Source organism: Adhaeribacter rhizoryzae (assembly GCF_008629685.1).
Lineage (GTDB): Bacteria > Bacteroidota > Bacteroidia > Cytophagales > Hymenobacteraceae > Adhaeribacter > Adhaeribacter rhizoryzae.
On sequence record NZ_VWSF01000008.1, the window covers coordinates 1 to 26,893 of the forward strand.

A 26,893-nucleotide genomic window follows, 5' to 3' on the forward strand; every position below is an offset into this window, starting at 1 on the left:
TTAGTGCAACTCACGCTGCTGGCTTTGTTTGCCGCTAGCAAGATAATGCTCTTGCACCTGGCTTCTAAACAGAAAGAAGCCGTGCCGCTGGCAGAAAGCTTTACCCGGCAAGAAGTCGCTTGTCTGCAGGCTTTACAAAAACGTTATGAAGGAAAAACAGCCAAGCAGCGGAATCCTTACCCCCAAGACTCTTTACAATGGTGCTACTGGATAATAGCCCGATTAGGCGGGTGGAAACCCCACGAAAAGCAGGCGGGGGTGATTACCCTTTTGCGCGGTTGGAATTACTTCCAGCATATCTTGCACGGGTGGACCCTGGCCCAAAAATTTGTGTCCTAATCGTAGCCCTAAATTAGGGAAGGAGTTCGGCCGAACCAGAACGTTACTGATTAGCTTTGTTGTGCTGGCTTATTAATTGATTTTTAATAATGATTTAGAAAAGCAGGAACTACGGAGCAAACTACAGCAGTTTGGGCAATGAGGGCCTTTCAGGTTTCCGGTGCGCAGCATTGCGAGGTACGAGCAAAGGAAAGATGAGCAGCCCGAATGACCAAACGGGGCCTCGCGGCCTTGAGCAAACTTAGGCTTTAAAATACAGTTAGCACCTCCGCATTGAAAGATGGAATCTTTCAAAAGATAAATAGTGAAAATTGATTATTTAAGGAATATAGTTAAGGAGCATTAGCATAATTGCTAAAACTACTTGCCATAAAAAAGGCAGCGTTACGGCTGCCTTTCTATTTAAAATATTACTAAACTTTAATCTACCAGTTTTTTGTAACGGATGCGTTTAGGCTCTACATCGCCGAGGCGTTTACGCTTGGCTTCTTCGTAGTCTGAGAAGTTACCTTCAAACCAAACCACCTGCGATTCGCCTTCAAAAGCCAGAATGTGGGTGGCAATTCTATCCAGGAACCAGCGGTCGTGGGAAATAACCACGGCACAACCGGCAAAATTATCTAAAGCATCTTCCAAAGCCCGGATAGCGTTTACATCCAAATCGTTGGTAGGCTCATCGAGTAATAATAAGTTGGCACCTTGTTTCAGGGTCATGGCTAAATGCACGCGGTTGCGCTCGCCACCCGATAATACGCCTACTTTTTTCTCCTGATCGGAGCCGCCAAAGTTGAACTTGCTTACGTAAGCCCGCGAGTTAATCTGGCGGTTAGCCAGCAGCATGGTTTCGGTACCGCCCGAAATGGTTTCGAACACCGATTTGTTCGGGTCTAAAGATTCGTGTTGCTGATCGACGTAAGCAATTTCTACAGTGGGGCCTACGCTAATATTACCGGCATCGGGTTTTTCGCGGCCGGTTAACAACCGGAACAACGTAGATTTACCAGCGCCGTTGGGCCCAATAATACCAACAATACCAGCCGGCGGCAGCGAGAAAGTTAAATTTTCAAATAATAATTTATCGCCGAAGGCTTTCGTCAGGTTTTCGGCTTCGATTACCACATTACCTAAACGCGGGCCATCCGGAATAAATAATTCCAGTTTTTGTTCTTTCTCCTTAGCGTCTTCGCTGGCCATTTTCTCGTAGTTACCCAAACGGGCTTTCGATTTGGCTTGCCGGGCTTTCGGCGACATGCGGGCCCACTCCAGTTCGCGCTGTAAGGTTTTCTGGCGTTTGCTTTCTTGTTTTTCTTCTTTGGCTAAACGGGCGGCTTTCTGCTCCAGCCAGCTCGAATAATTGCCTTTCCACGGAATGCCTTCGCCGCGATCGAGTTCCAGAATCCAGCCGGCAACATTATCCAGGAAGTAACGGTCGTGGGTTACGGCTATTACAGTACCTTTGTACTGCTGCAAGTGTTGCTCCAGCCATAATACCGATTCGGCATCGAGGTGGTTGGTAGGCTCATCCAATAACAACACATCGGGCTCCTGCAACAACAAACGGCACAAAGCTACGCGGCGCTTTTCACCACCCGATAAATTACCCACAATAGCTTCGCCGGGCGGGGTACGCAGGGCATCCATGGCGCGCTCTAATTTATTATCCAGTTCCCAGGCGTTATATTGGTCTAGTTTTTCCTGTACTTCGCCCTGGCGGGTTAATAATTTATCGTAGTCGGCATCGGGGTCGGCAAAGGCTTCGTTTATTTCGTCGAACTCTTTCAGGAGCGCCACTACTTCGGCTACACCTTCTTCCACAATTTCCTTCACGGTTTTGGTAGGGTCCAGTTGGGGTTCTTGCTCTAGGTAGCCTACCGAGTAGCCCGAAGAAAAAGCAACTTCGCCCTGGTACGCTTTGTCTACGCCGGCAATAACTTTTAGCAAACTAGATTTACCCGAGCCATTCAGACCGAGCACGCCAATTTTAGCGCCGTAGAAAAAAGAAAGGTAAATATTTTTTAATACTTGTTTCTGGGGTGGGTAAATTTTACTTACACCGGCCATCGAAAAAATAATGGTTTCGCTCATAGCTGTTTTCTTCGTAAAATATTCAGTTATCGGGTCATAAGGGCTTAGGCGTTTAGCAGTTAAAATAATAAACTACAGGGTTTAACCTTTAATAAAAACAACTACCGCTTACGTATTAAGAAACAAAATTAAGATACTTCGGACTAGGAAAGAAGCATCTGTACTAGTTTAAAAAACTTTTTAATCTGCATTAAGTATATTTTAAGGCCTATATTTTATAAAAATTCCTGTACAAATATCATAAAAAACAGGCACAATCGGTTTTTGGAACTGTAGAAAGTAGTAAACTTGTAAAATTTTTTTTTACATCCGTTAAATGGAAAATAAAGACTATCTGGAAGAGGCCCGCCAATATGGTTATGTTCAAGATAACGAAATTTGGCTGAAACCCTTCATGAATTATCCGGCCCGTAAGGTTGGCGAAGTAAAAGAGGTGGAGGAAGAGTCGTTGCAATATTTTGCCTACCGTTTCGAAATGTTTCGGGAAAAGGTTAATGCGCTCTTAAAGAAAATTGAAGAGTCCGAGAACAAAGGTTCTTTCCTGATGAAGGTAATGCACCTGAAAGAGCAGGTAGAAAAATACGATGCGCTCGGCGATTTTGAAGCTATTTACAACCAACTTTCGCAGGCCGAAAACGAAATTAAGGCTTCTATCAGCCGCAACCGCGATAAAAACCTGAACGCGAAGGTGGCTCTGATAACCGAAGCCGAAGAACTGCAGGACAGCATTGATTGGAAAGGCACTACCGAAAAGCTGAAAGAATTGCGCCAGAACTGGATTAAAACCGGTCCGGTAGACAAAGCAATTGCCGACGAAATTGAAGAACGGTTCCGGAATGCGGTAGAAACTTTTTTTACGCGCAAGAAAGACTTTTACGAAGACAAGCAAAGTCTGGTAAACCGCACCATCGATAAATACCGCGATCTGATAGCCAAAGCCGAAGCTATTCAGAATTCCGACGATTGGGACGTTGCCACCGCCAAGCTGAAAGAATACCAGACTGCCTGGAAACAGGTAGGCGGTAATTTGCCGCGCAAAACAACCAACGATCTCTGGAACCGCTTCCGGAAAGCCAACAATCATTTTTTTGAGCGGCTGAAAAACCGGATTACCCAAACCAAAACCGAATCGAAAGAAAAATATTTTGAGGAGAATCTATCCAAAAAACGTGCTTTGGTAGAAGAAGCCGAAGGTTTGGTAAACGTGGAAGTACAAAGGGCAGTACCACGGGCTAAAGAACTACAGGCCGCCTGGAAAACCGTCGGCCCGGTAAAAGGCGAAGAATCGGACCGGTTGTGGGAGCGCTTTATTATTGCCTGCGATAAAGTTTTTGAGCTAAGCAGCCTGGAGCATTACCTGCGCAAGAAAAATATGGGTGCTAAAATTGCGCCGAACGAGCAGGTTACCGTGCGGGTAAACGCCCTGAAAGATTTTATTAAATCGGATAGGCAGGAACTGGAAGTGCTGGAAACCAACCTGGGCAAACTAGCCGATACGCCGGGCAACGAAACTTTCCGGAACATGCTGCAAAGTAAAATTAGAGGCTTTAACCGAAAAATTAAAACCAAGCAGGAGTTAATAGATTTAATTAAAAACAAACAGGTAGCGGGCAGTGAATAATTTGGCTTGGTTGCCTGTTTAACGCAGGCATTTACGCGCTGGTTTGCCTTTAACACTATTTACACCATGAAAAAATTTAAAATTTCGTTTTTCCTGTTGGCAATAATGGCTTGCTCCTGGCAGGTAAAAGCCCAAACCCAAAACGATTCGCTGGCGCTACAGCAGCAAGTTCGTATTCCGAAGGGCAATTTCCATTTTGGTATAACTACTGCCGTAAACAACACCTGGATTAAGGTAGATAATGACGAAGCGAATAACGAACATTATAAATATAAAACCACCATTAAATGGGCCCCGATAGGTTTGGTAGCCGGTTATAAATTTAACGACCGCCACGATGTGCAACTGGAGGCTTATTTATCGCAGCAAGGGCAAAACTATACGCTCACCGAAAACGGCGACGGCACGGGCCTGGAACTCGGCGAGAAAAGAATAAATTTAACTTATTTGCAGGTACCGCTGCTGTTTAAATTTACCACCGGCGATGCTGTGCGGTTTAATGTGCACGTGGGGCCGCAGGTAGGCTTTTTAATTAAAGGCGAAGAAGTAAATGAATTTCCGGAAGCTATTGCTTTAAACGACCGTACGCTGCAAGGCGAATACTCGCTCGCTAAAAAAGGAAAAGGTGATTCTTTGTTTAAAAATGCCGGCGGCTTTACGGCTATTGCGCCCATGGCGGTATTAGGGCTAGGGGTAGAAAAAGACATTAAAGATAACCTGTATTTATCGGGTAATGTGCGCTTTAACTACGGTTTTACCGATATTCGGGATACCGAAACCACCACCAGTGAATATGATTTTGACAAATATACGTTACGCTATAATATTTTTGGCGGAATACAGTTAGGCTTACATTATGTGCTCGATTAATTTGCTTAAAACTTAAAATTTAATTTAGCATCAAACATTTAAGTAAGTTTACTCGTTGTTTGTTTAAAATATGAAAAGCATCTATATTTAAAGAAATTAATATTTGCTTTTGAACTTTTTTTTCTAAATTTTGCAACCTGTAATTAAAGTCACTTAAGGAGAAAATGATATGTATTGGACACTGGAATTAGCCTCATACCTGGAAGATGCCCCTTGGCCAGCAACAAAAGACGAATTGATCGATTATTCAATTCGTTCAGGCGCTCCCATGGAAGTAGTAGAAAACCTCCAAGCTCTGGAAGATGACGGACAACCTTATGAAAATATTGAGGAAGTTTGGCCAGACTATCCAACTAAGGAAGACTTCATGTTTAATGAGGACGAATATTAAAATTTAATTATGAGTTATAAATTATGAATTAGAAATCCTGTGGTTTTTAATTCATGATTCATAATTTATAATTCATAATTAAGAATGTTAGAAGTAAAGAATCTGGTTGCGGGATACGAACAGCGTGTTCTTATCCGCAACCTTTTTTTTTATGTATCGGCACCGGCTTTTGTAGCTGTGGTGGGGCATAATGGTGCCGGCAAATCTACTCTCTTCAAAATATTAACCCGTAACTTGCCTTACCAGGGCGAGGTGCTGCTAAACGGCCAGTCCTTACACCATCTTGCTAACCCAGCCGGTAGCGGGGTGTTGTCTTACCTGCCGCAAAAAAATACCGTTACCTTTCCTATTAAGGTGCGCGATTTGGTTGTAATGGGTTTATTCCGGCACAAACGCTTTTTCGAGCAATATTCTGAGCAGGATTACCAAACGGTACAGCACTTATTAAGCGCATTAGAGATTGAACATCTGCTGCACCGGGAATTTACCGAATTATCGGGCGGCGAGCAGCAGTTGGTGTGGCTAGCCCAGTTAATGCTGCAGGATGCCGCTATTTGCCTGCTGGATGAACCTACCCAGCAACTGGATATTTACCATAAAAAGCGGGTTTTTAATTTGCTTACCAATTGGGTAACCGAAAAAAATAAACTGGTGCTCTGCATTACCCACGATTTAGTTAACCTGCACGGCCACACAGGTTATTTATTAAATTTATCTAAACCGGTTCCCACCCTCGAAATTCTTTCACCCGAAATTATTCAGGAGAATATTTCTTACCTCGAAGCAAAGCCACATTTAATATAACCTGGTTTTACCCGATTTATCAGCTTCAGGCTGGTAAATATTACTTTTGTAGCAAAATTATCCGGAAATTCCCACCAAAATTAGCCGATTGGTCTAACTGTACTTTTAGGTTGGTTTGGGCTAAAATACTTTCGAAACTGCGGGTAATATCGCTGAACAAAAGATTAGCAAAAATATTAACCGTCCGCCTGAAAAGCCTGGTTGGTGCCCCGGCGGCAGAAACTTATCGAAAACAACAATATTACCGCCGGGTTTTAATACGCGTTCAGCTTCCTGCAGGCAGCGTACCGGGTCCGGAATTACTGCCAGAATCAGGTGCAGCACTATTTTATCGAAAGCATTATCTGGCAAAGCAAGTTGTTGCCCGTCCATAACCAAGGCTTTTACCGGTAGTTGCAACCGCGCACTCCGTTGGGCGAGCCGCGTTACCATGGCTGGCGTAATATCGGTAGCCGTAATAGCGGCAGTTGGGGGCAAAAAATCTAAATCTAAACCGGTACCAGCGCCTACCAATAAAACGGTATCAGTTGGTTTTACCTGCAGCAATTCAATCGATCTCTTTCTTGATTTAGAAAAAACCTTACCAATTACATTGTAAAAAGGACTGTATAGGGTATAGCGGAGCCTGTTCCAGGTATTGGTGTTTATGTTCATAATTAAAAAATCAGGTAAAAATAGCCTAATATTTATGCATGTTTTTTTGTTAGAAGCAAGGGCAAATTTATAAGGTTTATGGCTTCCGCAATGTTTGGTTTGCCCCCATCTGCTTTAAGCAATTAAATATTAACAGAATATTAAGCTGGATTTTAGCAGGCAATTTAATTAGGGTTGAGCAGTTATTTGTAAATCAAAATAATATAGCCTGATTGAAATAAGCGATAAATTAAATTGGTTTAGGTAGTGGTTAAACCTAAATAGAATAAATTTGCGACGCTGCTTTCCTTATCCGGGAACTAGCCATTAATACCTGTGGTAAAAAACATGCAGTCATCCGCCAGCCTACATAAAGACAACCCTGTTCCCACACCCGACCAGGTTGGTATCCACAACCGGTATTATATTTCGCTTTCCGTAATTATGGTTATCGCGTTGGGCATACGGTTGGTGGCGGCTTTTTTCTCGAAAGGTTTTGCTTACCACGACGATCATTTTGATATTATTTCTATTGCCCAGGATTGGGTTTATGGCATTCCGGTTTGGTTGAACGAAGAATTGCCCCCGCGCCACAGCATGTTTTATGCCGGCTTGCACTACGGGCTCTTTTATGTGCTGGAACAATTAGGCGTAACCAATCCCGACACCAAGATGCTGCTGGTAAGGCTACTGCACGGGGTGTATTCGTTGCTGATAGTATATTATGGCTACAAACTAACCGAAGCCCTAACCAATAAGCGCGAAGCCCGCATCGTGGGCCTGATGCTGGCGCTGGTGTGGTTTATGCCGTTCATGAGCGTGCGCAACTTAGTAGAAATGGTTTGTATACCGCCCTACCTGGCCGGCTTTTATGTACTGGTAAAACAATCAGGTAAAATAAAGTTAGGTCATTATTTCTGGGCAGGGGCTTTGTTTGCGCTGGCATTTGTTTTTCGGTACCATACCATTTTGTTTGCCGGTGGCGTTGGCTTGGTGTTATTGTACCAAAAACAATGGCGCAACCTGCTAGGCTTCGGCTTAGGTTTTTTAATTTTAGCCACCCTTATTCAAGGCACCATCGATTTAATTTTCTTTGATTATCCTTTCCACTCGGTGGTTACTTATTTTTTGTACAACGCCGAGAACGCTCAGAATTTTAGTACCGGGCCTTCTTACCGGTTTTTATTAACGCTGCTGGGCTTCATGGTGCCACCCTTGAGCGTTTTCCTGCTGGTAGGTTACGTCCGCACGGGCCGGCTCGCGCCCATGCTGTTTTTAGGAGGTCTGTTATTTTTTGTGGTGCATTCGCTGTTCCCGAATAAACAAGAGCGCTTTATTCTGCCCTTATACCCGCTTTTTATGATTTTGGGCGTTATTGGCTGGCAAAGTTTTGTGCGGCAATCCAGTTTTTGGCAAACAAAGCGAAAATTATTAGCCGCCTGCTGGAGTTTTTTCTGGCTTCTGAATATTATAACTGCTTTTGCCCTGGCCCTTACATATTCTAAAAAAAGCCGTATTGCCCCGCTGGTATATTTATCGGAGAAGCCAGACCTGAATGGCATCTTGCTGGAATTCGGCGACCATAGCCTGAAAATGCCGCCTTTGTTTTACCTGGGCCGGATGAGTGCGCAGTCCGAAGATTTTACAGCCGACTCTAAAAACAAGTGGGGTAAATATAAAAACGGTACGCCGCTACCCCCAGACTTTGTAATGGTGTACAGCCTGAACGATGAAAAACCGCTTCACCAACTCCAAACCGAAATATTACCGGCTTACACCCCAAGTTATGTAATTGTAGTGGGCCAGGATGATTTAAAGAAGCGCCTGCAACGGGTGCAACAATTATATCCGCGCCTAAAATTAGAAAAAACGATTACCCCCTCGCGCTACGATCAGGTATTGCACCAATTAAACCCCCGCGTACACAAAGACGAACGGATTCAGATTTACCAAATATTGCCTTAGGTTACTCTAGTCCGGTAGAAAAAGAAGAGCCGGCTTTTAAAGCCGGCTCCGGTAAATATTAGTACAAAAGCTGCTTTGGGGCTACAGCGTGGCCATATCAATTACAAACCGATATTTAACATCGCTGCGGAGCATGCGCTCGTAAGCTTCGTTAATCTGAGCTATCGGAATTACTTCCACATCAGATAAAATATTGTGTTGGGCGCAGTAATCCAGCATTTCCTGGGTTTCGGGAATACCGCCAATCATAGAGCCAACCAGGCGTTTGCGCCGGCTAATTAAACTAAAACCCGAAACAGGGGCTGGCTCCGGCGGCGCGCCTACTAAAATCATGGTGCCATCGCGGCGCAGCAAACTCAAGTACATATCCAGGTTATGCGGCGCCGATACCGTATCTAGTATAAAATCGAAATAATTCCGGTACTCTTTTAGCTGGTCTTCGTCGCGGGTTACCAAAAACTTATGCGCACCCAGGGCCCGGGCATCGGCCTCTTTGTTTGGCGAGGTACTTAATACCGTTACTTCGGCCCCCATAGAAGCGCCCAGTTTTACGCCCATGTGTCCTAAGCCGCCTAAACCTACTACGCCTAATTTATGTCCTTTACCTACCTGCCACTGCCGCAACGGCGAGTAAGTAGTAATACCAGCACAAAGCAAGGGCGCTACGCGGCTCATATCCTGATCGGGCGCTATTTTAAGGGTATATTTTTCGTCTACTACAATCTGCGACGAGTAACCGCCATAAGTTGGGGTTTTCTTATCCAGTTCGTAGCTGTTGTAAGTTCCTACGTTGTGCACCTCGCAATATTGCTCCAGCCCTTCCTGGCAACTAGGGCAGGTACGGCACGAATCTACAAAGCAGCCTACGCCGGCAAAATCGCCTTCTTTAAATTTGGTTACCTGGTCGCCTACTTTACTTACCCGGCCTACAATTTCGTGTCCTGGCACCATGGGGTAAATAGAGCCGCCCCACTCGTTGCGTACCTGGTGTAAATCGGAATGGCAAACGCCACAATATAATATTTCTATCAGCACATCGTGTGCGCCTACGTCGCGGCGGGCAAAACTAAACGGGCCCAGAGGGTTCTCCGCGTTTTGCGCCGCGTATCCACGCGTTTGTATCATTGTTTAATTTGTTTTTAGATGTAAAAGTCTAAAACGGGCATTTACGTTTTAAGGTTAAAACAAATTTTAATCGTTGTATTTTTCTGAACTGGCCTGTTGGGCGGCTGAGGCGTTAAGCAGCGGGGTTTGGTTAGATGGCAGGAAAGGTTTTACCGCATCTTTCAACAGCTCTATTAATTCGGGGTCCATGTAGCGGTAATTGTCCGGAATAGCCAGTACCTTAATTTTGCGATTTTGCAACTCGGCTTTAAACTCTTGCCGCAACCGTTGTTGGTGTTTCCGTTCCATTACCAAAATTAAATCGGCTCAGGTAAGCAAAGCCGGTGTTACTTTACGGCGAGCGCCGGCAGCCGTACCCGCCGACCTAACTTCTAAACCCGGATAGTACCGAAACACTTTTTCGGCGGTAGGGCTGCGCCACTGGTTACGGCTGCAAACAAACAAAATACGCAAACAGAAAATATTTAAAACGGAAAATAATGGAATATAGGGCTAAGTTAAAAGGTTGTTGCGAAAGTATGCCGGTAGTGTTTATTATTACTTTTTAATATTTTTAATTTTAAATAAATAGTTCTTGCTTTATGCTTTCAATTCCGTCTCCTGGTGCTTTGCGCAATATTTTCGGCGATTTAGATATTTATATTTTCGATCAGTTACTGAAAGGCCGGATTACCGAAAACACGCCACTTTTGGATGCCGGCTGCGGAAGTGGGCGCAATCTGCACTATTTACTGCAGGCCGGTTGCCCGGTTTTTGGTATTGATCATGATCCGGAAAGTATTAGGCAGGTACAAGCCCTGGCGGCTACGCTGGCCCCCCACTTACCCGCAACTAATTTTTTAGTAGCCGATGTTGCTGATATTCCTTTTGATGATGCTGCCTTTAAGGTAGTAATTTGCAGTGCGGTGTTGCATTTCGCCCGCAGCGAAGCTCACTTCCGAAGAATAATACAAGAACTCTGGCGGGTATTACAACCGGGTGGTATGCTGTTGTGCCGTTTAAGCACCATTATTGGCCTGGAAAATAAATTGCCGCACCTGCACGAGCGCTTTTACCAGATGCCCCACGGCAAAACCTGGTTTTTAGCCGACGAAGCTTTACTACTAGAACAGGAAAATATATTAAGTGCCCACCGCCTGGAACCACTAAAAACGGTACTGGTTGAAGAACAGCGCGCCATGACTACCTGGGTTTTACAGAAGCCAGGTTAAGTAAAGAATTTAGTACCGCTACATCTTGCCCTTTATAAACTAAAATGCTGTTTAGTGTGGCGGGCAAAAAAAAGGTGTAGTCAAAAACTACACCCAAAGAATTAAATTGTCAGCTACAGCTTTGCTGAAGCCAATTAATATAATTAGCCGTTATTAGAATTTAAAACCCAACGATAGCCCGCCTCTTAAGCCACCCCAAGGGCCTTCCAGCTTCAGGGAAGCGCTATTGGCATTCACGTTTACGGTTTTCTCTACAAACGGAATATCCAAATTCTCCAATTCTTCACGTACAGCCGCTTGATCACTTTGGCTTAATGGTTTGCTCGATAAGCCAACAAAATCACCTTTTCCGGTGCCAAAATGCGCACCTAATATCCACCAATCGAGGCAAACGTATTTACCTAATGCCCATTGCGCGCCCATCATTAAACCACCGGTGTTACTGGAGAATTTACCCGAAAGATTAATAGAATTTTCTTCGCCAGTATCTTCTGAATCCTCATAAGTAAACGGAATATTGTTTGTTTCGAAGGTTGCTTTACGATAAAAGGGTGCAAAGTAGAACCCTCTGCCATAGCCTTTTTTCCCTAAATACAGGCGAATTTCCGGCGTAATAGCCGAACCACTGATTCTTATATTATCAATAGTTTCCTCTCCTTCAATCCCTTCGTCACCCACTGCATCAGAAATTAAACTTTTAAAAGGTAATCCGGTACTCGGCATTGTACGGTAAGCTATAGCTACTGAAAATCTTTTCGATAAGGCCCGCTCATATTGGAAAGAATAATTTCTTAGCGGGATACCAAAAAGATTTACTTTAACAAAATTAAGTTGCCGTTTATCGGTCTTTACAATAGGAGAAGGTGCTGTTTGTTTAGATATGGTATCTGTTTTAACGGCTTGGGCATTAACCTGGACAGATAAAGCCAGGAGAAATGTACCTGCTAGACATAGTAATTTTGATTTCATACTTAAATTGTAATAAATGGTTAGAGTTTAAAAAAAATGGAATAATAATTTAAAAGTGAAGTGTAAAAAAATATTTATGAGGTAAGAGATAAAATGAATATTATTATAATTTCAGAAACAAATTATTTATATAAAGCAGCTATAATTATACTTTATTGATTTATAACAGCGGGAAAATGATAAAAAGTAGGTAATAATTTTTGCACTTTTGCTAAGCAACTTAAAACATGTATCTTAATATAAGAAATCATGTAAATATGATAAATTCAATAACTGTTCGCAAAGCTAAAGTAATAATTTGTGAAAAAGAATACCCAATAATGGGTATTTTACAATTTTTTAATACTAAAGCAGTTCTAGTTTGTTCCTACTTTTTGTACCTGTATTTTAAGTTAATGTAAATAGATTCAGAGGCTTGTTTAGTTAGGATTCTCTTGTGGTAGGTTATTTTCAGGTTCTTTACTTCTTACAATTTTATTTAGATTTTACCAAAGACACACCAAATTAGCTTTAATTGGATAAAATTATGTGCCATTGGTAGTAATGGCAAATAATGGTAATTGCAAAAAAAACTCCGGCTTAGTATCAGCCGGAGTTTTAGTAACAAGAAATAGCAGCAGCCGTTTCGGGTTTAAATAATTTAAAATATTTATTTCAACATTTCTAGTAAAGCCTCCGCAGCCGGTTCCGAGGATGCTGGGTTTTGTCCGGTGATGAGTAAGCCGTCGGTTACCACGTACGGCGCCCAGTCGGCTCCTTTGGAGTAGTTGCCGCCTAACGCTTTTAGTTTATCTTCTACCAAAAAAGGCACAATATTGGTTAACTGCACAGCCTCTTCTTCGGAATTGGTAAAGCCGGCAACTTTTTTCCCTTTCACCAACGGCTCGCCGGTAGGCGCTTTGGCCTGGGTTAGTACCGCCGGCCCGTGGCAAACAGCCGCTACCGGCTTTTGCTGCTGATAAAACTCTTCAATCAGCTTTATCGAGTCTTGGTCGGTGGCTAAGTCCCACAACGGGCCGTGCCCGCCCGGGTAAAATACCGCGTCAAAGTCGGCTGCGCTCGCTTCGCTTAATTTTTTGGTTTGGCTTAGTTTCTCCTGCAACGGTTTATCCTGGTAAAACCGTTTGGTTGCTTCGGTTTGTGCATCGGGTTCTTCGCTTTTCGGGTCGATGGGTGGCTGGCCTCCTTTGGGCGAGGCAATGGTAATATCCACGCCCGCATCGGCTAATTTATAATACGGAGCCGCAAACTCCTCTACCCAAAAACCGGTTTTCTTACCGGTATTTCCCAATTGGTCGTGCGAGGTCATTACAAATAATACTTTCATAGCTATTAATTAACAGATAAAATAGTAAAAGCCCTTGCCCACTAGCAGGGCTAAGCTATCTTTCACGGTATTTAGGGTGAAGTGGTTACAAAGTGCTAAGCTAATTGCCTACCTACTTGTTAAAAATTAAGGAGCCGGCAGCTTCCGGGTCAGGTACAAATAAGCACCCAGTAAATGATGCGTAAACGCGTTTTCGCTGGTGTTGGGGTAAATTTGGTAATAAGCCTCATCGGCGGGCAGTATAATAAAATTGCCGGCGCGCATATAGTTAGCCGATGGGAAGTAAGGAGGGGGTACAAATTCGGGCAGTTGTTTTTTTACAAATTTACCGGCCAGGGTGCCCAAATATTTCTGGTTTTTGCGCAAGGCCTTGCGGGTGGGTTTATCTAGTTGGTTAAAAGCATAACCCATGGCCAAATTCAGCGGAAACTTTTGCTTTTTAATTAGGCCGCGGGCATTTTTAAAAGGGTTTAGCGGGTTAAAATCATGAATGGTTTGGATGCTAACCGGCGTTTCGGGTACCCAATCGGCGGTATTTATTACGTTGCAGGCCCAGCCATTGGCGGTAGCAGCTTCGTAATCGTAGGCAAAATACAGGTTACCAGGCTTTGGCGCGGCAATGCAATAAGTTTTAAACTGAATGTGTTGGGCTATCCGGCCTTCTTGCTGCAATTGCCGCAGGTAAGCCGTAAGTAAATACGCAATGGCGCCGCCCTGGCTATGCCCCACCACTATAAAGTTGCGGATACCCGTTCGGGAACACGAATCTAATTTAGCCAGAATATCGCGCGAAAGCGCGGCCGTACCCAATAGCCAGCCCACGTGCACCGCTGCTTGCGGATTATTAGCCAGTTTATACTTAAAAGTAAAATCTTTAGATAAGGTAAGCTGTCCGGTGGCCGGTACCATGGCCGAGTAAAAATTTTCGAGCCAACTCTCCGAACTCCGGGTAGTACCCCGCACACTTATGGCCGCCACCGAATCTTTACTAATAGCCAAATCCCACCGGTTTAGTAAACCCATGATAGGCGAGCGGTACACAATTTTAAATTTTTCGGGTTTGGGAATATTTTTGTAATAAACCGTATCGGCGTGGCGTGCCGAGAGGTAAATCATTTCGAGAAATTCCTGCTTGTTAAAACCCGGTTTTAGCTTTTGCCCAAACAGGTTGGTTAACGAAGTAAAAAAGAAAAGTAAGCATAAAAAAAATACGCGATTCATGTACTAAATGCTAAATGTTTGGGGTTGCCGGACGGATAATAAGTTGCTGTTTTTTAAGTTTTAAAAGAAATAAATTTAGCATACGGCTACTGCCGGTAAAAGTCAGAAATAAGAGGGCCAGCCCTTAACCACAATTATTTTAATTAAAACCAGAAGCGTACTTTTATATATTATTTTTAACCCTAACCCAAACCACTTTAATTTGTTTTGAACCCGCCCATCCGTAAAATTATTCACATCGACATGGACGCTTTTTTTGCGTCGGTGGAGCAGCGCGATAACCCGGAACTACGTGGCAAACCCGTGGCGGTGGGTGGCTCGCGGGCGCGGGGCGTGGTAGCGGCGGCCAGTTACGAGGCGCGTAAGTATGGGGTATTTTCGGCGATGGCTTCTAAAATTGCGCAGCAAAAATGCCCTAATTTAATATTTGTAAAGCCCCGTTTCGAGGTATACAGCGCGGTATCAAGGCAAATCCGGGAAATATTTTATTCTTACACCGACCTGGTAGAGCCGCTTTCTTTAGACGAAGCTTACCTGGACGTAACCGAAAATAAAATAGGAATGCCCTCAGCCAGTATTATTGCCAAAGAAATAAAAGCGCGCATTCTGGCCGAAACCAACCTGACGGCCTCGGCCGGTGTATCGTTTAATAAATTCCTGGCCAAAATTGCTTCGGACCTGAACAAACCCAATGGTTTTACGCTGATTACACCCGATAAAGCTGTAGATTTAGTTTCCAGTCTGGCTATTGAAAAATTTCATGGGATTGGCAAAGTAACTGCCGCCAAAATGCAGCGCTTAGGCATTAGTACCGGTGCCGATTTGCGCAAACGCTCCGAAGCTGAATTGGTGCGTAATTTTGGCAAGGTCGGGCATTATTATTATCGCATTGCCCGAGCCGAAGACGAACGCCTGGTTCAGCCCCACCGCCTCCGGAAATCGGTGGGTTCGGAACGCACTTTTGAAGAAGATTTAACCGCCGAAGCCGATATGCTGGAACGCTTGCAGTTCCTGGCCCAGGAAGTAGCCCACGACCTGAACCGCCTGCAAACCACCGCCAAAACGGTAACGCTCAAACTCAAATATTTCGATTTTGTGCAGCAAACCCGCAGCAAAACCCTGGTAACCCATTTAAACGCCGCCGATGCTATTTTTACCGTTGCCCGCGATTTGCTTCGTACACCGCAATTACCGCAATACCCCGTGCGGTTACTAGGCATCTCGGTGTCTAACCTGCTTTACGCCCACGATTTAGCCGTTAACTATCAGCTTACATTGGATTTTTGAGAGAACTGTAAAAACCTCCCATCGCTCTAGTAATTCCTGCACGCTGCTTATTGCAGGCAGTTTACTCTTTCCCAAACGAGCCCTTCTGCTACCATCCCGGTCTGTAAATAAAAAGCACGCACCAGTCCTGCCACTCAGGAAGAGCTAGAAGTGGTTTTGGCGTTAATCAGCATTAGTTATTATAGTTCTTAAATGCGCCAGAGTGGTTTTATATTGTTATTAATTATCGAACCGGAAGCCAACACCAAACTGGAATAATATATTTTCTTCGCGCGAGTGCTGTAAGAGCGTTGAGAAAGTAAATCGTTCGGTGAATGGTGCAATATAAAAACCGCCGCCGTAGCCGCGGTGCCAGCCCCCAACTGCTTCGCCCTGATACCAAACCTTGCCCTGATCATAAAAAGTAAGGAGGCCATAGCGGAAAGGCAGAAATGAATTATTTACCTGCCCGATATGGAAACGCAGTTCAGAGTTTAGGTAAGCACTAGCATCGCCGGAGAAGCGGTTTTGCACAAAGCCCCGCAAATTCTGGAGCAAGCCCAAAGTGGTATATTTATAGAAAGGCAGGTTTTCGCCGTAGTTTTTGGCCCCACCCAACCGCAAAGCCAAGGTAATGGGCAAGCCCAACCGGGCAGTGGCGTAATAATCTAAAAAGCCCTGGCTAATACCAAAGTAATCTTTGGAATCTTGTAGCCGAAGGTATGTTTGGTGACTGGCATATAGCCGCAAGCCTTTTTGGGTAAATAATGGTTTATCGCGTAAATCTAAATTAAATACAGCACTGGCTCCGGCTAATTGCTGGTCGGCTAAATCGCCTTGCGGACCGGTATTTTCTTCTATAAAAGAGCCCGGCGTTATGCGCGAAGAAAAGGTTTCGTAGCGTGGGCCAATCCGGAAATAACTGCGGCGAAAAAACTGCCGTTGCAAATACACATGGCTAACCAAGCCGCTGAAGCGGGCTACGTAATAATTATCGTCGTATAAGTTTTCGTTTTTAGCGGTGTTGTTGCCCAGCCCGAAAAAGTTGTAGAACGGGAAGTTGCGGCCAATATCCACGAAAGTACCAACATCCCAGTTGCCCAAAGCCTGGCGCCAGGTAAAATCGGTGGTAAGCTGCAAATTACCAAATTGCGTAGCCCTGAAGTTTACGCCGTATAAGCTGCCGTAATCGGGTTTCCGGAAACGCTGGCGCTTGTAATTAATGCCAAACGTTACGCCCAGGCCATCGCTTTTATTGTATAACAAACTGCCGCTGGGGTTGTAGGTGTTATACTCAAAAGCCTTTCGGTTATACTGATTTATGTTAGGTTTATCGGTGGTACGGTTACGGCTGGCCGGCCCTAAGGTTAATTTAGTGTCTGTGTTGTCGTAAATAAGGGTGTTTCCGCGCAAACTGCGGCGCACTTTAGAGGCATCCTGGATGCTATCGTTGCCGTAGCCCCCAATTACCCGCACCCGAATACTGGTGGGCACCTCGCCGCTAATATTTATTACATCTTTGCCGTCGAGGGCGTACAGGCGGATTTCTTTTGTTTCGTTTTTGTAAAAAGTGCGGTCGAAATAAGGCTTGCCTTCTTCCTGGTTGGTGGTTTTATCTTTTTCGAATACTTGCACCCGCACGCTGGCATTGGGCAAGCGTTCTACTTTAAAATATTCATTTTTGTTCGAGCCTACGATATCTACGTAGCGGGCCAATAATTTGTAATATGCTTCTAAGGCCTGTGGTAAACGCTCGCGGCGGGCTTTTAAGCGGTGGCCAATTTCCTGGCCATCAGTCGGAATAATTTCGGGAGGCAACTGCGCAATGGCTTCATGTATTACCTGGTCGGTCATTTTGGTTTGCAGGTAAGTCGCAAAATTCAGCCAGTCTTCCTTTTTTAAAGAGGTTAGTAATAACCGGTCGAGGTGGCGGGCTGTCCAGGTTAAGCTGGTAATGCCGCCTAATTTTTCGTCGAAATTCTGAATGCTGAGCGAAGCCCATTCCCGGTCGGCGAGCCAGAAAAATAAGCCTTCCCAGCGGCTAAAAGCCTGGTCGCGGTCGCGCGGAATAGGCCGGTAAAGTTTTTGTTTGCCATTTTGGTATTCGGCCCAGCGCCAATTATCGGCGTGCCGGTCAGTGTCGCCGATAAAAATATCGAAAGCGCGGGCTTTGCCGTAAGCCTGCACGTCTAAGCGGTTGTCGTGGTCCTGGAATAATTGCCGGAAGAAGCGGTAGCTTTTTTTAATATCGTCGGATTCGCCAAAGAAGGTCTTGCTATCTTCCGAGTCGCCGGGTCGTTCTTCCAAAAAGCCAATTAAATTTTTGTATTCGTCGCGTAACGGGCCCAAAGCCGGGTCATCGGCCAGTACGTATAATTCGGGTCGGGCGTGTAAAATATCGGTGGCATCCAGGAGTTTGCTGGCAACCAGCGCTCCGTAAGGCTGGGTGGTGGGGTTTATTTCCTGCAATAAATTGGTTACAGCGGTGTAGCGTAGTTCTGGGGGCACTACCCCAATGGGCTCTTTGGTAACCGAACGGAACACGTATTGCTTTTTGTTAGGTGCCTGCAACCGCAACGTTTTGGTTTGCAGGCCGCCGCCCGTCCGTAACAACGATAAATTTCGTGGATTTTGACCTAAATAAAAATAAGGCAACTTTACGGGTTGAGTCCAGCTTTTGCGGTAGATCTCGCCCAGAAAGAATTTTTTAAACCCAGAAGCTTTGTATTCCGGGCCGGGAACAACGGTAGCAAAATTATTTGGTTTAGGTGCCGGAATATTATGGTTTTCGGGATTAGTGCCCAACACGGAAAGGCAAGGGCCGAAAGACTGGTTAACGGGTGTTTGCTTATTTTGGGTTGGTGCGCAGGCCGAGGTAAATAATACTTTGGTGGCTAGTTCCTGCAAACCGTTTTTGGTAAAGGTGTAAAAAGTACTTGTTACTTTGCCGCTGCTATAATAAGTAAGTTTGCTGAAACCCGTTTTGGCTTCGTTTACCAGGCTCAAGGCATTTTTGCCTACAAAATCCTGCTGCACAAAACTACCCGAAACCAGATGGTAATTTTCTTCGGAATAATTCAGGTGCAAATTATAATCGTGGGCAGCGGCGTATATTACGGGCGGATTTTCTTTTAACAAGCGCTCTAGCTTTTGTTTAAAGGCTTGGTAATCCGGATTAGCCATGTCGCGCGGGGTACCTACGTTTTGGCGGTAAGCGGCGTAAAAGCTACCTAATATTGGCAGCGGTACACGGTTGGCTGGGTTACGGTCGGCGAAGGGGAATAAGTGTTTCCGGAGCGGCATGCGCCCGCCGTACATGCCGTTCGAAATAATGGGGTGGTGGCCTACGAGTAAAATATTGCGGTTACCGGCTTCCGCAATAGCATCTTCCAGTTCTTCTAAAAAATCTTCGCGGGTGTTTATTTTACAATCGGTATCGGGTTCTATGGGCTTTTGGTGCGGGTGCATCCACCATTGGGTATTCAGGGCAATAATGCGTAAGCCGGGGCCAATATCTATTATTTCGGGCCCGGGGCAGCCCTGGCGGGGCAGCAACACTTGTTTGCGGTTCAGGTTGCGGCTCAAATATTCTTCCAGGCGTTTTACATTGCTTAACCCATCGGGGCCCGAGTTATCCCAGTCTTTATCGCCGGGTACAAAGTACATGTTGCCCAATGGGTTGGTATTGGTAAGTTGCAGCAGCAAATCGAGTTTATCGGTAGTTAGTTTTTCTTTCTTACCTAAGCCTTGGTTAGCCGCAATGTCGCCGAGGTGTACCACCGTAAAAGAATTCTTTTGCTTGCTTAATTCCTGCTGAAAAGCAATCAGGTTAGCTTCCGGCACCGCTGCCGTAGCCGTGTTGCCAATTAAATATACCTGGTGTAGTACAGAATCCGGCGTCTGCGCCCGGGTAGCGAAAGCCAACAGCCAAAAGTAAAGGAATAATAATTTTTTTTTCATTTCGTAGCGGTGCCGGCCAGCGCAAATATTTGAGCCATAAGTGTAGCGGTAAACATTTACCAACACATACTTAAGGCCGCGCCGTAATGTTGGGGCAACTACGAAAAAAGCCAGACTTCGCGGCGTTATCGCAAAGCCTGGTACCTAAATTAACGATGGCCGGTTAGCCAGCAGCTTAATAATGCAAGTCGAAATTATTCAGCACAAAAGGCTGTACGTAAACCGAATCTTTTAGCTCCTGAGTTTGGCCGTTGTGGGTTACTTTGTATTTAAGCCGGAGGTAAGTATTGGCAGCAACCGTACCCAACATTAAGGTTTGATCTTGAGTACCCTTGGACGTATAAACCCGGGGTGCTCTAACGAGGCCATCTTTTTCGCTCTCGCAGTTTGGGCAGGTTAGGGCAATTACATCGGAACTGGCCGCGGGGGCGGCGTTTTGCAGTTTAACCTCCAGGGTGCCCAGCGCGTACATCGGGAACGCTATGTTTTCTTCTTTTTTAAAATACTCTAATGTTTGAAAATCGGCGTAAGCATCTGGGAAGCCGTTTTTACCTTTCGAGAATTTCCTATAAGTATACCAGGGCTTACTTACCTCTACCCGGTACGTATCTTCCACCCGTTCATAGGTAATTTCAAACTTTCCGGTTGCATCTGTCATAACACTTTTTACCTCATGCGAAGGAAAAAGAATATTATCATCATCGGCAATTAATATTACCCAAACACCATCCAGCGGTTTACCGGTAGCCTGGTCGGTTACCACGCCCGAAACTTTCCGGGTTTTATCCAGAATAGAATCTTCGGTACAGGCAGTAAAAAGCAATAAAAGGGCTATCAACGATAGACCGATTACATTTATCTTAGAAAAGAACAGGTTCATGTAAGAGTAAAGTGAAGCAGGAATAGACTGAGAAGCGAGGTAAGCGGAATATTTATTTGTAAAGAAAATTTGCTGGCTTTCCGGAAATGCTGGCTAATTATCCGGAAAGCCAGTTTTTAATATTTTAAGAGTACCAGCGGAAGCCTTACGGGGCTAGCAGAACTGGCAAGAAGCCTTACAGGGCTTGATTTAAGTTATAAGCCTCACGGGGGTTAAATTTTGTGAAACCTTACGGGGTTAAACAGTTAATTTAAGTAAAGCCTTACGGGGCTAAACAAATAATATATTGGCTAAATAACTTAATTAATGGCCGTTAGCCTAGGGAGCAAACGGCCATTAATTAAACTTACTTTTTAGCAATTACCGAGGTTTTAGTAACCTGCGGTTTACCTAACTCGGCGGTAAGCACGTAGCCCACCTGGCCATCTACGGTTACAATACTCCAGGCGCTGTTGTAGCGGCGCACCACCACAATTTCGTCGGAGCTTTTTAAGGCTTTGAGTACTTCGGTAGAAGTGCCGGGCTGGCGGTACATTTTACTGTTTTCGTAACGGGCACTGGCCATTACGGCCTGGCGGTCGGTAGCAAAACCGAAAGCGGTTTGGGCGGCCAGGGCTAAGGTTAAAATAATCTTTTTCATAGTTTTGGTGTTTTAGGGGTCGGGGTATTAATTATTTAATTTTTAACTGGCTGGCATTTTAATCTTTTATTTATCTCTAAACAAAGTGGCTTCTAAATGCTTTACCAGTTGAGCTAACTTAAGTAACAGACAATTTTTTCTTGTTTATGTACTGTGTTTAAACTTATGCAACTGCCATGCCAAATATTTTACTTTACTATATATATTCTAAAAATATGCTGTTAATCTGGCTGGTTTGCTGCGCGTTAGCATTACAAAGGTGTAAAAAGCTTTAATTATCTTAAAATAATATTCTCTGAAGTGCTCATTATACCGGTTGAATGACCAGATTAATACCTTGAATAGCGCAGGCCGGCCGGTAAATGTTCTTATTTAAATTTACAGCATGGTTAAATAATGCCTGCCAGTATTTAAATATTTAGAAAAAAGATAGTTAGAAGTATTTCCAAAAGCGTCCGTATCCGGACAGCGGTGTACGATTATGTAGCAACTGCTCCGTTATGCAGGAATTTTCCGGATAGAGGAATAGATTAAGTTTAAAGCCCGAAAGAAGATTCAGCTATTTATTTTAATAGCTCCGATGCTTCTTTAATCAGACGTGAAGTAAGAAACACCTGGGTGCAGGCTAACGGGTAAATTTATCTTTTTGCCAAAAAATTTATTTGAACACAGAAGAAGCCAGAAAAACCGGAATTATTATTGTGTATCTTTATACTTGTTTATATATATAGTATATTCGTTAGTTCAGGTGCGTTTATATCTTAGAAAATGGTGTTATAAACGCACCACTTACGTTTATAAACGAGTTGTGCGCAATTTTTAAATATGCTTAAGGAAATAAAAACTTCATTTAGTACTCTTCGTCAAACTTCTGACAGAATCATCAAGGTGGTTAGTGAGATGAGTGGTGTAGAAAAGCATGAAATTTCTATCAGCAGTTCTATCAATATTGACTTAGGCATTGATGGTGATGATTGGACAGACCTGCAAGAGACTTTAGAAAATAAGGAAGGCATCTCTTTAGAAGGTTTAAGGTTCTATGATTATTTCTGGGATGAAGGTCAAATTGCTGGTTCTAGTAATTTTATAATACCTACAATCATGTTCATTTGGTACCTCATTTCCTTTAAATGGCTAAATAATAAGTTTGTAAATTATTATGAGCGGCCTGGACAATCGACAGATGTGCTGACAATTGGTGATATAATCACCTCAAAATATGAAGGCAGGTTTGTTAAACGGTCCGAGAGAAAGTTCGTCCTACAATAAACTCCGCACAACCCTGTGTATACCAAACCTTCGCTACACTTCGGCTTGGCATACACGCGGCCCGTTGGTGGTAATTAAAACAAATTAAAATACTTTGGTATATCGCCTCTTACCTAAAAAAATGAGATTATCGTTTTTGCTTATCTTCTGGTTGTCTATTCTTTCTTTTCGTGTTACTGCACAACAATTAATAGATAAAACAAATCCAGAAACAAAATTTTATGTAGGATTAGGTTTAATAAATATATCCCATCATATCTATTATAAAAATCCAACCACATCTGGCGAAGTACAGTCAGGATATTTTACGCCAGTAAGTTTAAATGTAGGGTATAAGTTAAATAAAAGAGCAAGTCTGCAAATAGGAACTGCTTATGGGGGTAGTAAAGGGCACGTGGAAAGTTTTAATAAAGATGCATCTTTTGAAGATATAGCATATAAATTTAACGCTCGAACCCGTGTAGTTGCCATTCCAGTAACGATGAACTTTATTTTATTTAATGCAGCCAAAAGTTTACCCATCTATGCTACTGCCACTCTAATGCCTGCTTTTGGAACAACAAAAGAAAGGGGTACTAAAACTTACAAAAATCAAACGACTACTATTCATTCCTCTAAGGATGCTGGTATAAATACATTTATAACTGCTGGTTTAGGAACTAACTTTAAATTAATTGAGCAATTCAGCGCTTTTACGGAAGTTCGATTTTTAAAAAGCAATCTGAATGGAAACAATTCTAAATATTACGACTGGAATTATGAAAGTCCGGAACTATTCAAATTTATTGCTTCAATTGGTTTAGGTATTAACTATAATTTTAAATAATTTTTTAGATAGTTAAAGAGAAATCAACTACCACCAACAACAATTAAAGCCCATTAAAACGGGCCCTAGCAGCGGCCCGTTGGCGGTAATAAGACAAATAATCAAATGAACTCAGGAAAAAGAATAGCTTTAGGAATAACATTAATATTTCTTGGCTGGCTTTCTTTAGGATTAGGGTACGGAGCATCCTTAGGCGGACATCCATTCAATACTATTGTCTTTTTATTGGGCTTTGTTTTTATAATATCAGGAATCATTATTTTATCTTCTAGACGGACAAAGAAATTAAAAGAGAAAAGCCTAACAGAAGAAATAATACATCCATAAATGTGTCCAGACTGCTTTGAAAACGAATTTAGGTCTTTCCCAACAGAGAAGGCATGGCTAGAATTTGACCTGTCGCTGACGAAAAAACTCGGCAGTAAAAAAATGAGAAATGTAGAATTTCGACCTGATGGGAAAAGAGACAAAGATGATGGAGAATATATTTATGAATGTATGAATTGTAAAGAAAGGTGGAAGTTAAAAGACCCAGATTATTCTATTAGAGGATATTTCTTAAAAATATATTAAAAAATTACTCCCGCCAACACTGTATAAACATCAAGCTACGGCCGACGGCCTTGCTCGTTGTTTATACTAGTCCGTTAGCAGCAAATAAATGAAAGCTAAATCAGACAAAACAATAGCTTATATAATTATTGGGTATGGAATGATTTTCATAATTCCTGCTCTAGTATCACCTTCGTTAGGAATTAATTCTCCTGCTGGAATATTTTGGTGCGTCGTAGGTTTGATTCTTTTTGTGCTTCCGGGATTATGGAAAATTGAAAGCTACGAACTGGTTGAAAACAGTTTATTTAAATATAATTTTGGAGGATTATACAAAAGAACTGTTGACTTAACTGCTTTAGTGCATTATAAAACTAAGCTAGTTAATACAGACTTTGCATCTAATCCCTTAAATGTTGTCCGATTCTTTTCTAAAGATATAAAGTACCTAAAATATAGAAAATTAACCTTGGAATTTGAGCATAGTTCAAAAATGACAATAGACGAAAGAGTATTAGAAAAGGCGGACTTTAATAAACTTTTGAATAAGATTGCTGGAATTAAAGGTAGAAGAAATAATCAACTGCTAACACAAATTAAAGCCCATTAAAACGGGCCTTAGCAGCGGCCCGTTAGCGATAATTAAATTTTATGATTAAAAGAAGTTTATTCTTTTCGTTTCTATTCTTAATTAATTTAGTTGTCTTTGGCCAAGATTCTCTTTCCCAAGTTCAACACAGAAGGTATATAGGTTATTATATAACTAATTTGTCTTATCATATCTATTATAATAACCCAGAAACAGCAGGAGAAATGCCATCGGGTTACTTTACACCCGTTACTGTTAATTTTGGATATAAATTGAACAATAGAATAACCCTTCAGGCAGGGCTTAGTTACGGGCGGGATAAGATTTCAAAAGAATTTCAGACATTACTTTCTCCGGATAATTATTTAAACTATGATGGGGTTTCGATTACAAACGCAATCGCTTTACCTCTGACCTTACGGTTTATTTTCATTGGAATAAATAAAAAGCTGCCTATCTATGCGACTGCTACCTGTATGCCAGCTTATGGAAGAACCAGATTAAAAACAACCGTATCGCGGGGTGGAGTTATTAATAGCAGAAATGTAACCGATTCTGGTTTAAACACTTTCTTTAACGCTGGTTTTGGGATTAATTATAAAATTAAAAAGCGGTTTTCTGGATTTACCGAAATTCAACTGGTCAAAAGTAATTTAGCTGGTTACAATTCTAGATATTATGATTGGTATGGCGATGCTCCTAAATTCTTTCAGTTAAGTGGCTCATTAGGTTTAGGCATAACTTATGATTTATAACCCTGTATCTTTAAATAAAAACCAATACTATCGCTAACCACACCTTTACGGTAGCTGCACCACCGCAAAGGCTTGTACGTTAGCCAAAAAAAGACATTAGGTACTGAAACGGCTTCCTTTGTTAAATATTTTTCCATAAACCTATGATGCTAAAACAACTGGTAGATTTTAGAGACTTTTGCTACGTCTGGGCCGTGAAGCAACAAGGAGAAAGTTATGCTGAGTTTAGGGGTAAGATGAAATTAAAGGCAATGTATGGAACTTACTACCTCGCATTGTTAATGTTAATCAGTGTTCTCAATTATAAGGCTGGTAATCCCATCCCCATACCAAGAATTCTGGAGGAAAATGTTTTTGCCCAATTAATAGCAGGATTATTTTTATTAGTCCCTTTTAACTTTTTTATGAATTTCCTTTTAAAGAAAATATCTTCCTTACCGATAGACAAAGATATGTCGCCTGAAAGATATAGGATGTTAAGACCGAAAGTTATTGTATTTTTTATATTAGGAATGACATTAGCAATAGTCTTTCCCTTTTTATTAGATGGGCTTCTCCCTCCATTCTATAATTAATTTTAGGGTGGTACGATTTTGCCAAATGAGAAAAATAAAGAACAAAGAATGACTTTGGCTAACAAAAACGAAAGCCCATTAAAGTGTGCCCTAGCAGCGGCCCGTTGGAAGTTAAATAATTAAATCTAAAGTTGACATCGGGCTTCGCATATACTAACCGTTAGCCGTTGTGGTAATAAACTTTATTGGTTTCAGGTAGAACAACTAAGCTGCTGTTATAATAGTTGACCGGCAAAATATTCAGAGAATGGAATTTAACCCAAACAACCCTGTTGTTAAACGCTGTCTGCAAGGTATGGCCATGGAAGAAAATGGCCAACCGGAAGAAGCAAGCAAGCTGTTTCAGCAAGCCTGGCACGAAGCCACAAACGACTTTGAAAAGTTTTTGGCTACTTACTATGTAGCCCGCCAGCAAAAAAATATTGCTGATAACTTAAAGTGGCTCGAAACAGCTTTAGCGTTTGCCTTAAAAATAAACGATGATGCCGTTAAGAGTGCTTTTCCGGCGCTGTATTTAAATATTGCCCAATGCTACGAAGCTTTAGGCGAACCGGACAAGGCAAAACAGCATGATGCTTTAGCTACTGCGTTTAAAGAGAAACCAGCCGATAAAGGTCCTTTTTATCATGGCACAAAAGCAGATTTGCAGGTTGGCGATTTGCTAACGCCAGGGGGCAACTCTAATTACAAAGCCGAACTCAAAATGAATCATATTTATTTTACAGCCCTGGTTAATGGGGCAGGGCTTGCGGCGGCATTAGCCCAAGGCGATGGGCGTGAACGGGTTTACATGGTTGAACCAACCGGGAGTTTCGAAAATGACCCGAATGTGACAGATAAAAAATTTCCGGGTAACCCGACCCGTTCTTATCGCTCCGAAGCACCCTTAAAAATTATTGGCGAAGTAACCGATTGGGTGAAACAAACACCGGAGCAACTCCAGCAATGGCGCGAAAAGCTGGCCAATAACAAAGGCGAGATTATTAATTAATTTTCTTGGGTGCGTGTAGTTTAAACCAA

General features: G+C 42.9%; 25 protein-coding genes and 1 pseudogene. 15 read left to right on the forward strand and 11 right to left on the reverse strand.

Annotated features, from left to right (window positions below; all coding sequences use genetic code 11):
- Window positions 1–339 (forward strand): annotated as a pseudogene (locus tag F0145_RS26200) (IS4-like element ISSysp3 family transposase); the annotation flags it as partial.
- A 420-nt stretch (window positions 340–759) separates the two neighbouring features.
- Here the strand turns inward: F0145_RS26200 and ettA are convergent.
- Entirely contained in the window at window positions 760–2,424 is a 1,665-nt protein-coding gene (ettA, locus tag F0145_RS11820; protein WP_150088626.1) for an energy-dependent translational throttle protein EttA, read from the reverse strand.
- Window positions 2,425–2,740: 316 nt separating this feature from the next.
- On the opposite strand from ettA, the gene F0145_RS11825 reads away from it, so the two are divergent.
- The 4 genes from F0145_RS11825 (at window position 2,741) to F0145_RS11840 (ending at window position 6,110) form a co-directional block, all read left to right on the forward strand.
- On the forward strand, window positions 2,741–4,045 hold the full coding sequence (locus tag F0145_RS11825) for a DUF349 domain-containing protein (protein ID WP_150088627.1): 1,305 nt from the start codon (window positions 2,741–2,743) through the stop codon (window positions 4,043–4,045).
- 66 nt (window positions 4,046–4,111) lie between these two features.
- A complete protein-coding gene (locus F0145_RS11830; RefSeq protein ID WP_150088628.1) occupies window positions 4,112–4,915 on the forward strand; it encodes a porin family protein in 804 nt (267 codons plus the stop codon).
- Window positions 4,916–5,084: 169 nt separating this feature from the next.
- Window positions 5,085–5,306, forward strand: coding sequence for a DUF2795 domain-containing protein (locus F0145_RS11835; protein ID WP_019948259.1), 222 nt, complete (start codon window positions 5,085–5,087; stop codon window positions 5,304–5,306).
- A gap of 84 nt (window positions 5,307–5,390) precedes the next feature.
- On the forward strand, window positions 5,391–6,110 hold the full coding sequence (locus tag F0145_RS11840; RefSeq protein ID WP_150088629.1) for an ABC transporter ATP-binding protein: 720 nt from the start codon (window positions 5,391–5,393) through the stop codon (window positions 6,108–6,110).
- 120 nt (window positions 6,111–6,230) lie between these two features.
- Here F0145_RS11840 and F0145_RS11845 read toward each other — a convergent pair whose 3' ends face one another.
- Entirely contained in the window at window positions 6,231–6,764 is a 534-nt protein-coding gene (locus F0145_RS11845; RefSeq protein ID WP_223815999.1) for a class I SAM-dependent methyltransferase, read from the reverse strand.
- Between the two features lie 327 nt (window positions 6,765–7,091).
- Here F0145_RS11845 and F0145_RS11850 point away from each other — a divergent pair, with 327 nt between their 5' ends.
- Complete coding sequence (locus tag F0145_RS11850) at window positions 7,092–8,708, forward strand: glycosyltransferase family 39 protein (RefSeq protein WP_150088630.1); 1,617 nt, start codon at window positions 7,092–7,094, stop codon at window positions 8,706–8,708.
- Between the two features lie 81 nt (window positions 8,709–8,789).
- Here F0145_RS11850 and F0145_RS11855 read toward each other — a convergent pair whose 3' ends face one another.
- From F0145_RS11855 to F0145_RS26580, 3 genes are all read right to left on the reverse strand, one after another.
- Window positions 8,790–9,833, reverse strand: coding sequence for an NAD(P)-dependent alcohol dehydrogenase (locus tag F0145_RS11855; RefSeq protein ID WP_150088631.1), 1,044 nt, complete (start codon window positions 9,831–9,833; stop codon window positions 8,790–8,792).
- Between the two features lie 66 nt (window positions 9,834–9,899).
- Entirely contained in the window at window positions 9,900–10,121 is a 222-nt protein-coding gene (locus F0145_RS26575; protein ID WP_223816001.1) for a hypothetical protein, read from the reverse strand.
- A gap of 18 nt (window positions 10,122–10,139) precedes the next feature.
- On the reverse strand, window positions 10,140–10,286 hold the full coding sequence (locus F0145_RS26580) for an arsenate reductase/protein-tyrosine-phosphatase family protein (protein WP_223816002.1): 147 nt from the start codon (window positions 10,284–10,286) through the stop codon (window positions 10,140–10,142).
- Window positions 10,287–10,414: 128 nt separating this feature from the next.
- Between F0145_RS26580 and F0145_RS11865 the strand changes: the two genes are divergently transcribed.
- Window positions 10,415–11,044: a class I SAM-dependent methyltransferase gene (locus F0145_RS11865; RefSeq protein ID WP_150088632.1), complete on the forward strand. Its 630-nt coding sequence runs from the start codon at window positions 10,415–10,417 to the stop codon at window positions 11,042–11,044.
- A gap of 153 nt (window positions 11,045–11,197) precedes the next feature.
- Here F0145_RS11865 and F0145_RS11870 read toward each other — a convergent pair whose 3' ends face one another.
- The 3 genes from F0145_RS11870 to F0145_RS11880 all read right to left on the reverse strand — a co-directional run bounded on the left by F0145_RS11870 (window position 11,198) and on the right by F0145_RS11880 (window position 14,561).
- Window positions 11,198–12,013 carry a hypothetical protein gene (locus tag F0145_RS11870; protein ID WP_223816004.1) on the reverse strand — a complete coding sequence of 272 codons (816 nt, stop codon included), beginning with the start codon at window positions 12,011–12,013 and terminating at the stop codon, window positions 11,198–11,200.
- A 649-nt stretch (window positions 12,014–12,662) separates the two neighbouring features.
- Window positions 12,663–13,340, reverse strand: coding sequence for a type 1 glutamine amidotransferase domain-containing protein (locus F0145_RS11875; protein WP_150088634.1), 678 nt, complete (start codon window positions 13,338–13,340; stop codon window positions 12,663–12,665).
- Between the two features lie 126 nt (window positions 13,341–13,466).
- Complete coding sequence (locus tag F0145_RS11880) at window positions 13,467–14,561, reverse strand: lipase family protein (RefSeq protein ID WP_150088635.1); 1,095 nt, start codon at window positions 14,559–14,561, stop codon at window positions 13,467–13,469.
- Window positions 14,562–14,804: 243 nt separating this feature from the next.
- Here F0145_RS11880 and dinB point away from each other — a divergent pair, with 243 nt between their 5' ends.
- Complete coding sequence (dinB, locus tag F0145_RS11885) at window positions 14,805–15,848, forward strand: DNA polymerase IV (RefSeq protein WP_394349589.1); 1,044 nt, start codon at window positions 14,805–14,807, stop codon at window positions 15,846–15,848.
- A 219-nt stretch (window positions 15,849–16,067) separates the two neighbouring features.
- Here dinB and F0145_RS11890 read toward each other — a convergent pair whose 3' ends face one another.
- From F0145_RS11890 to F0145_RS11900, 3 genes are all read right to left on the reverse strand, one after another.
- Window positions 16,068–19,787, reverse strand: a complete 3,720-nt coding sequence (locus F0145_RS11890) for a hypothetical protein (RefSeq protein ID WP_190277536.1) — start codon at window positions 19,785–19,787, stop codon at window positions 16,068–16,070.
- 175 nt (window positions 19,788–19,962) lie between these two features.
- Window positions 19,963–20,667 (reverse strand): carboxypeptidase-like regulatory domain-containing protein, encoded by a 705-nt coding sequence (locus F0145_RS11895; protein ID WP_150088637.1) that lies wholly within the window; start codon window positions 20,665–20,667, stop codon window positions 19,963–19,965.
- Window positions 20,668–21,013: 346 nt separating this feature from the next.
- The gene (locus tag F0145_RS11900; RefSeq protein ID WP_150088638.1) at window positions 21,014–21,307 is read right to left on the reverse strand and encodes an SH3 domain-containing protein; all 294 of its coding nucleotides are present in this window, start codon (window positions 21,305–21,307) and stop codon (window positions 21,014–21,016) included.
- Between the two features lie 825 nt (window positions 21,308–22,132).
- Here F0145_RS11900 and F0145_RS11905 point away from each other — a divergent pair.
- The 7 genes from F0145_RS11905 (at window position 22,133) to arr (ending at window position 26,864) form a co-directional block, all read left to right on the forward strand.
- A complete protein-coding gene (locus F0145_RS11905; protein WP_150088639.1) occupies window positions 22,133–22,576 on the forward strand; it encodes a hypothetical protein in 444 nt (147 codons plus the stop codon).
- A gap of 121 nt (window positions 22,577–22,697) precedes the next feature.
- Window positions 22,698–23,402 carry an outer membrane beta-barrel protein gene (locus F0145_RS11910; protein ID WP_150088640.1) on the forward strand — a complete coding sequence of 235 codons (705 nt, stop codon included), beginning with the start codon at window positions 22,698–22,700 and terminating at the stop codon, window positions 23,400–23,402.
- A 105-nt stretch (window positions 23,403–23,507) separates the two neighbouring features.
- Window positions 23,508–23,729, forward strand: coding sequence for a hypothetical protein (locus F0145_RS11915; RefSeq protein WP_150088641.1), 222 nt, complete (start codon window positions 23,508–23,510; stop codon window positions 23,727–23,729).
- A gap of 334 nt (window positions 23,730–24,063) precedes the next feature.
- Entirely contained in the window at window positions 24,064–24,564 is a 501-nt protein-coding gene (locus F0145_RS11920) for a hypothetical protein (RefSeq protein ID WP_150088642.1), read from the forward strand.
- A gap of 41 nt (window positions 24,565–24,605) precedes the next feature.
- Window positions 24,606–25,298 (forward strand): hypothetical protein, encoded by a 693-nt coding sequence (locus F0145_RS11925; RefSeq protein WP_150088643.1) that lies wholly within the window; start codon window positions 24,606–24,608, stop codon window positions 25,296–25,298.
- 143 nt (window positions 25,299–25,441) lie between these two features.
- A complete protein-coding gene (locus F0145_RS11930; RefSeq protein ID WP_150088644.1) occupies window positions 25,442–25,873 on the forward strand; it encodes a hypothetical protein in 432 nt (143 codons plus the stop codon).
- Window positions 25,874–26,393: 520 nt separating this feature from the next.
- Window positions 26,394–26,864, forward strand: coding sequence for an NAD(+)--rifampin ADP-ribosyltransferase (gene arr / locus F0145_RS26990; protein ID WP_394349590.1), 471 nt, complete (start codon window positions 26,394–26,396; stop codon window positions 26,862–26,864).
- Window positions 26,865–26,893 lie beyond the last annotated feature (29 nt).

Excerpts from the sequence above, each read along its gene's own strand:
- ettA (WP_150088626.1), bottom strand. The coding sequence starts at position 2,424 with ATGAGCGAAACCATTATTTTTTCGATGGCCGGTGTAAGTAAAATTTAC.
- F0145_RS11825 (WP_150088627.1), top strand. The coding sequence starts at position 2,741 with ATGGAAAATAAAGACTATCTGGAAGAGGCCCGCCAATATGGTTATGTT.
- F0145_RS11830 (WP_150088628.1), top strand. The coding sequence starts at position 4,112 with ATGAAAAAATTTAAAATTTCGTTTTTCCTGTTGGCAATAATGGCTTGC.
- F0145_RS11835 (WP_019948259.1), top strand. The coding sequence starts at position 5,085 with ATGTATTGGACACTGGAATTAGCCTCATACCTGGAAGATGCCCCTTGG.
- F0145_RS11840 (WP_150088629.1), top strand. The coding sequence starts at position 5,391 with ATGTTAGAAGTAAAGAATCTGGTTGCGGGATACGAACAGCGTGTTCTT.
- F0145_RS11845 (WP_223815999.1), bottom strand. The coding sequence starts at position 6,764 with ATGAACATAAACACCAATACCTGGAACAGGCTCCGCTATACCCTATAC.
- F0145_RS11850 (WP_150088630.1), top strand. The coding sequence starts at position 7,092 with ATGCAGTCATCCGCCAGCCTACATAAAGACAACCCTGTTCCCACACCC.
- F0145_RS11855 (WP_150088631.1), bottom strand. The coding sequence starts at position 9,833 with ATGATACAAACGCGTGGATACGCGGCGCAAAACGCGGAGAACCCTCTG.
- F0145_RS26575 (WP_223816001.1), bottom strand. The coding sequence starts at position 10,121 with ATGGAACGGAAACACCAACAACGGTTGCGGCAAGAGTTTAAAGCCGAG.
- F0145_RS11865 (WP_150088632.1), top strand. The coding sequence starts at position 10,415 with ATGCTTTCAATTCCGTCTCCTGGTGCTTTGCGCAATATTTTCGGCGAT.
- F0145_RS11870 (WP_223816004.1), bottom strand. The coding sequence starts at position 12,013 with ATGAAATCAAAATTACTATGTCTAGCAGGTACATTTCTCCTGGCTTTA.
- F0145_RS11875 (WP_150088634.1), bottom strand. The coding sequence starts at position 13,340 with ATGAAAGTATTATTTGTAATGACCTCGCACGACCAATTGGGAAATACC.
- F0145_RS11880 (WP_150088635.1), bottom strand. The coding sequence starts at position 14,561 with ATGAATCGCGTATTTTTTTTATGCTTACTTTTCTTTTTTACTTCGTTA.
- dinB (WP_394349589.1), top strand. The coding sequence starts at position 14,805 with ATGGACGCTTTTTTTGCGTCGGTGGAGCAGCGCGATAACCCGGAACTA.
- F0145_RS11890 (WP_190277536.1), bottom strand. The coding sequence starts at position 19,787 with ATGAAAAAAAAATTATTATTCCTTTACTTTTGGCTGTTGGCTTTCGCT.
- F0145_RS11895 (WP_150088637.1), bottom strand. The coding sequence starts at position 20,667 with ATGAACCTGTTCTTTTCTAAGATAAATGTAATCGGTCTATCGTTGATA.
- F0145_RS11900 (WP_150088638.1), bottom strand. The coding sequence starts at position 21,307 with ATGAAAAAGATTATTTTAACCTTAGCCCTGGCCGCCCAAACCGCTTTC.
- F0145_RS11905 (WP_150088639.1), top strand. The coding sequence starts at position 22,133 with ATGCTTAAGGAAATAAAAACTTCATTTAGTACTCTTCGTCAAACTTCT.
- F0145_RS11910 (WP_150088640.1), top strand. The coding sequence starts at position 22,698 with ATGAGATTATCGTTTTTGCTTATCTTCTGGTTGTCTATTCTTTCTTTT.
- F0145_RS11915 (WP_150088641.1), top strand. The coding sequence starts at position 23,508 with ATGAACTCAGGAAAAAGAATAGCTTTAGGAATAACATTAATATTTCTT.
- F0145_RS11920 (WP_150088642.1), top strand. The coding sequence starts at position 24,064 with ATGAAAGCTAAATCAGACAAAACAATAGCTTATATAATTATTGGGTAT.
- F0145_RS11925 (WP_150088643.1), top strand. The coding sequence starts at position 24,606 with ATGATTAAAAGAAGTTTATTCTTTTCGTTTCTATTCTTAATTAATTTA.
- F0145_RS11930 (WP_150088644.1), top strand. The coding sequence starts at position 25,442 with ATGATGCTAAAACAACTGGTAGATTTTAGAGACTTTTGCTACGTCTGG.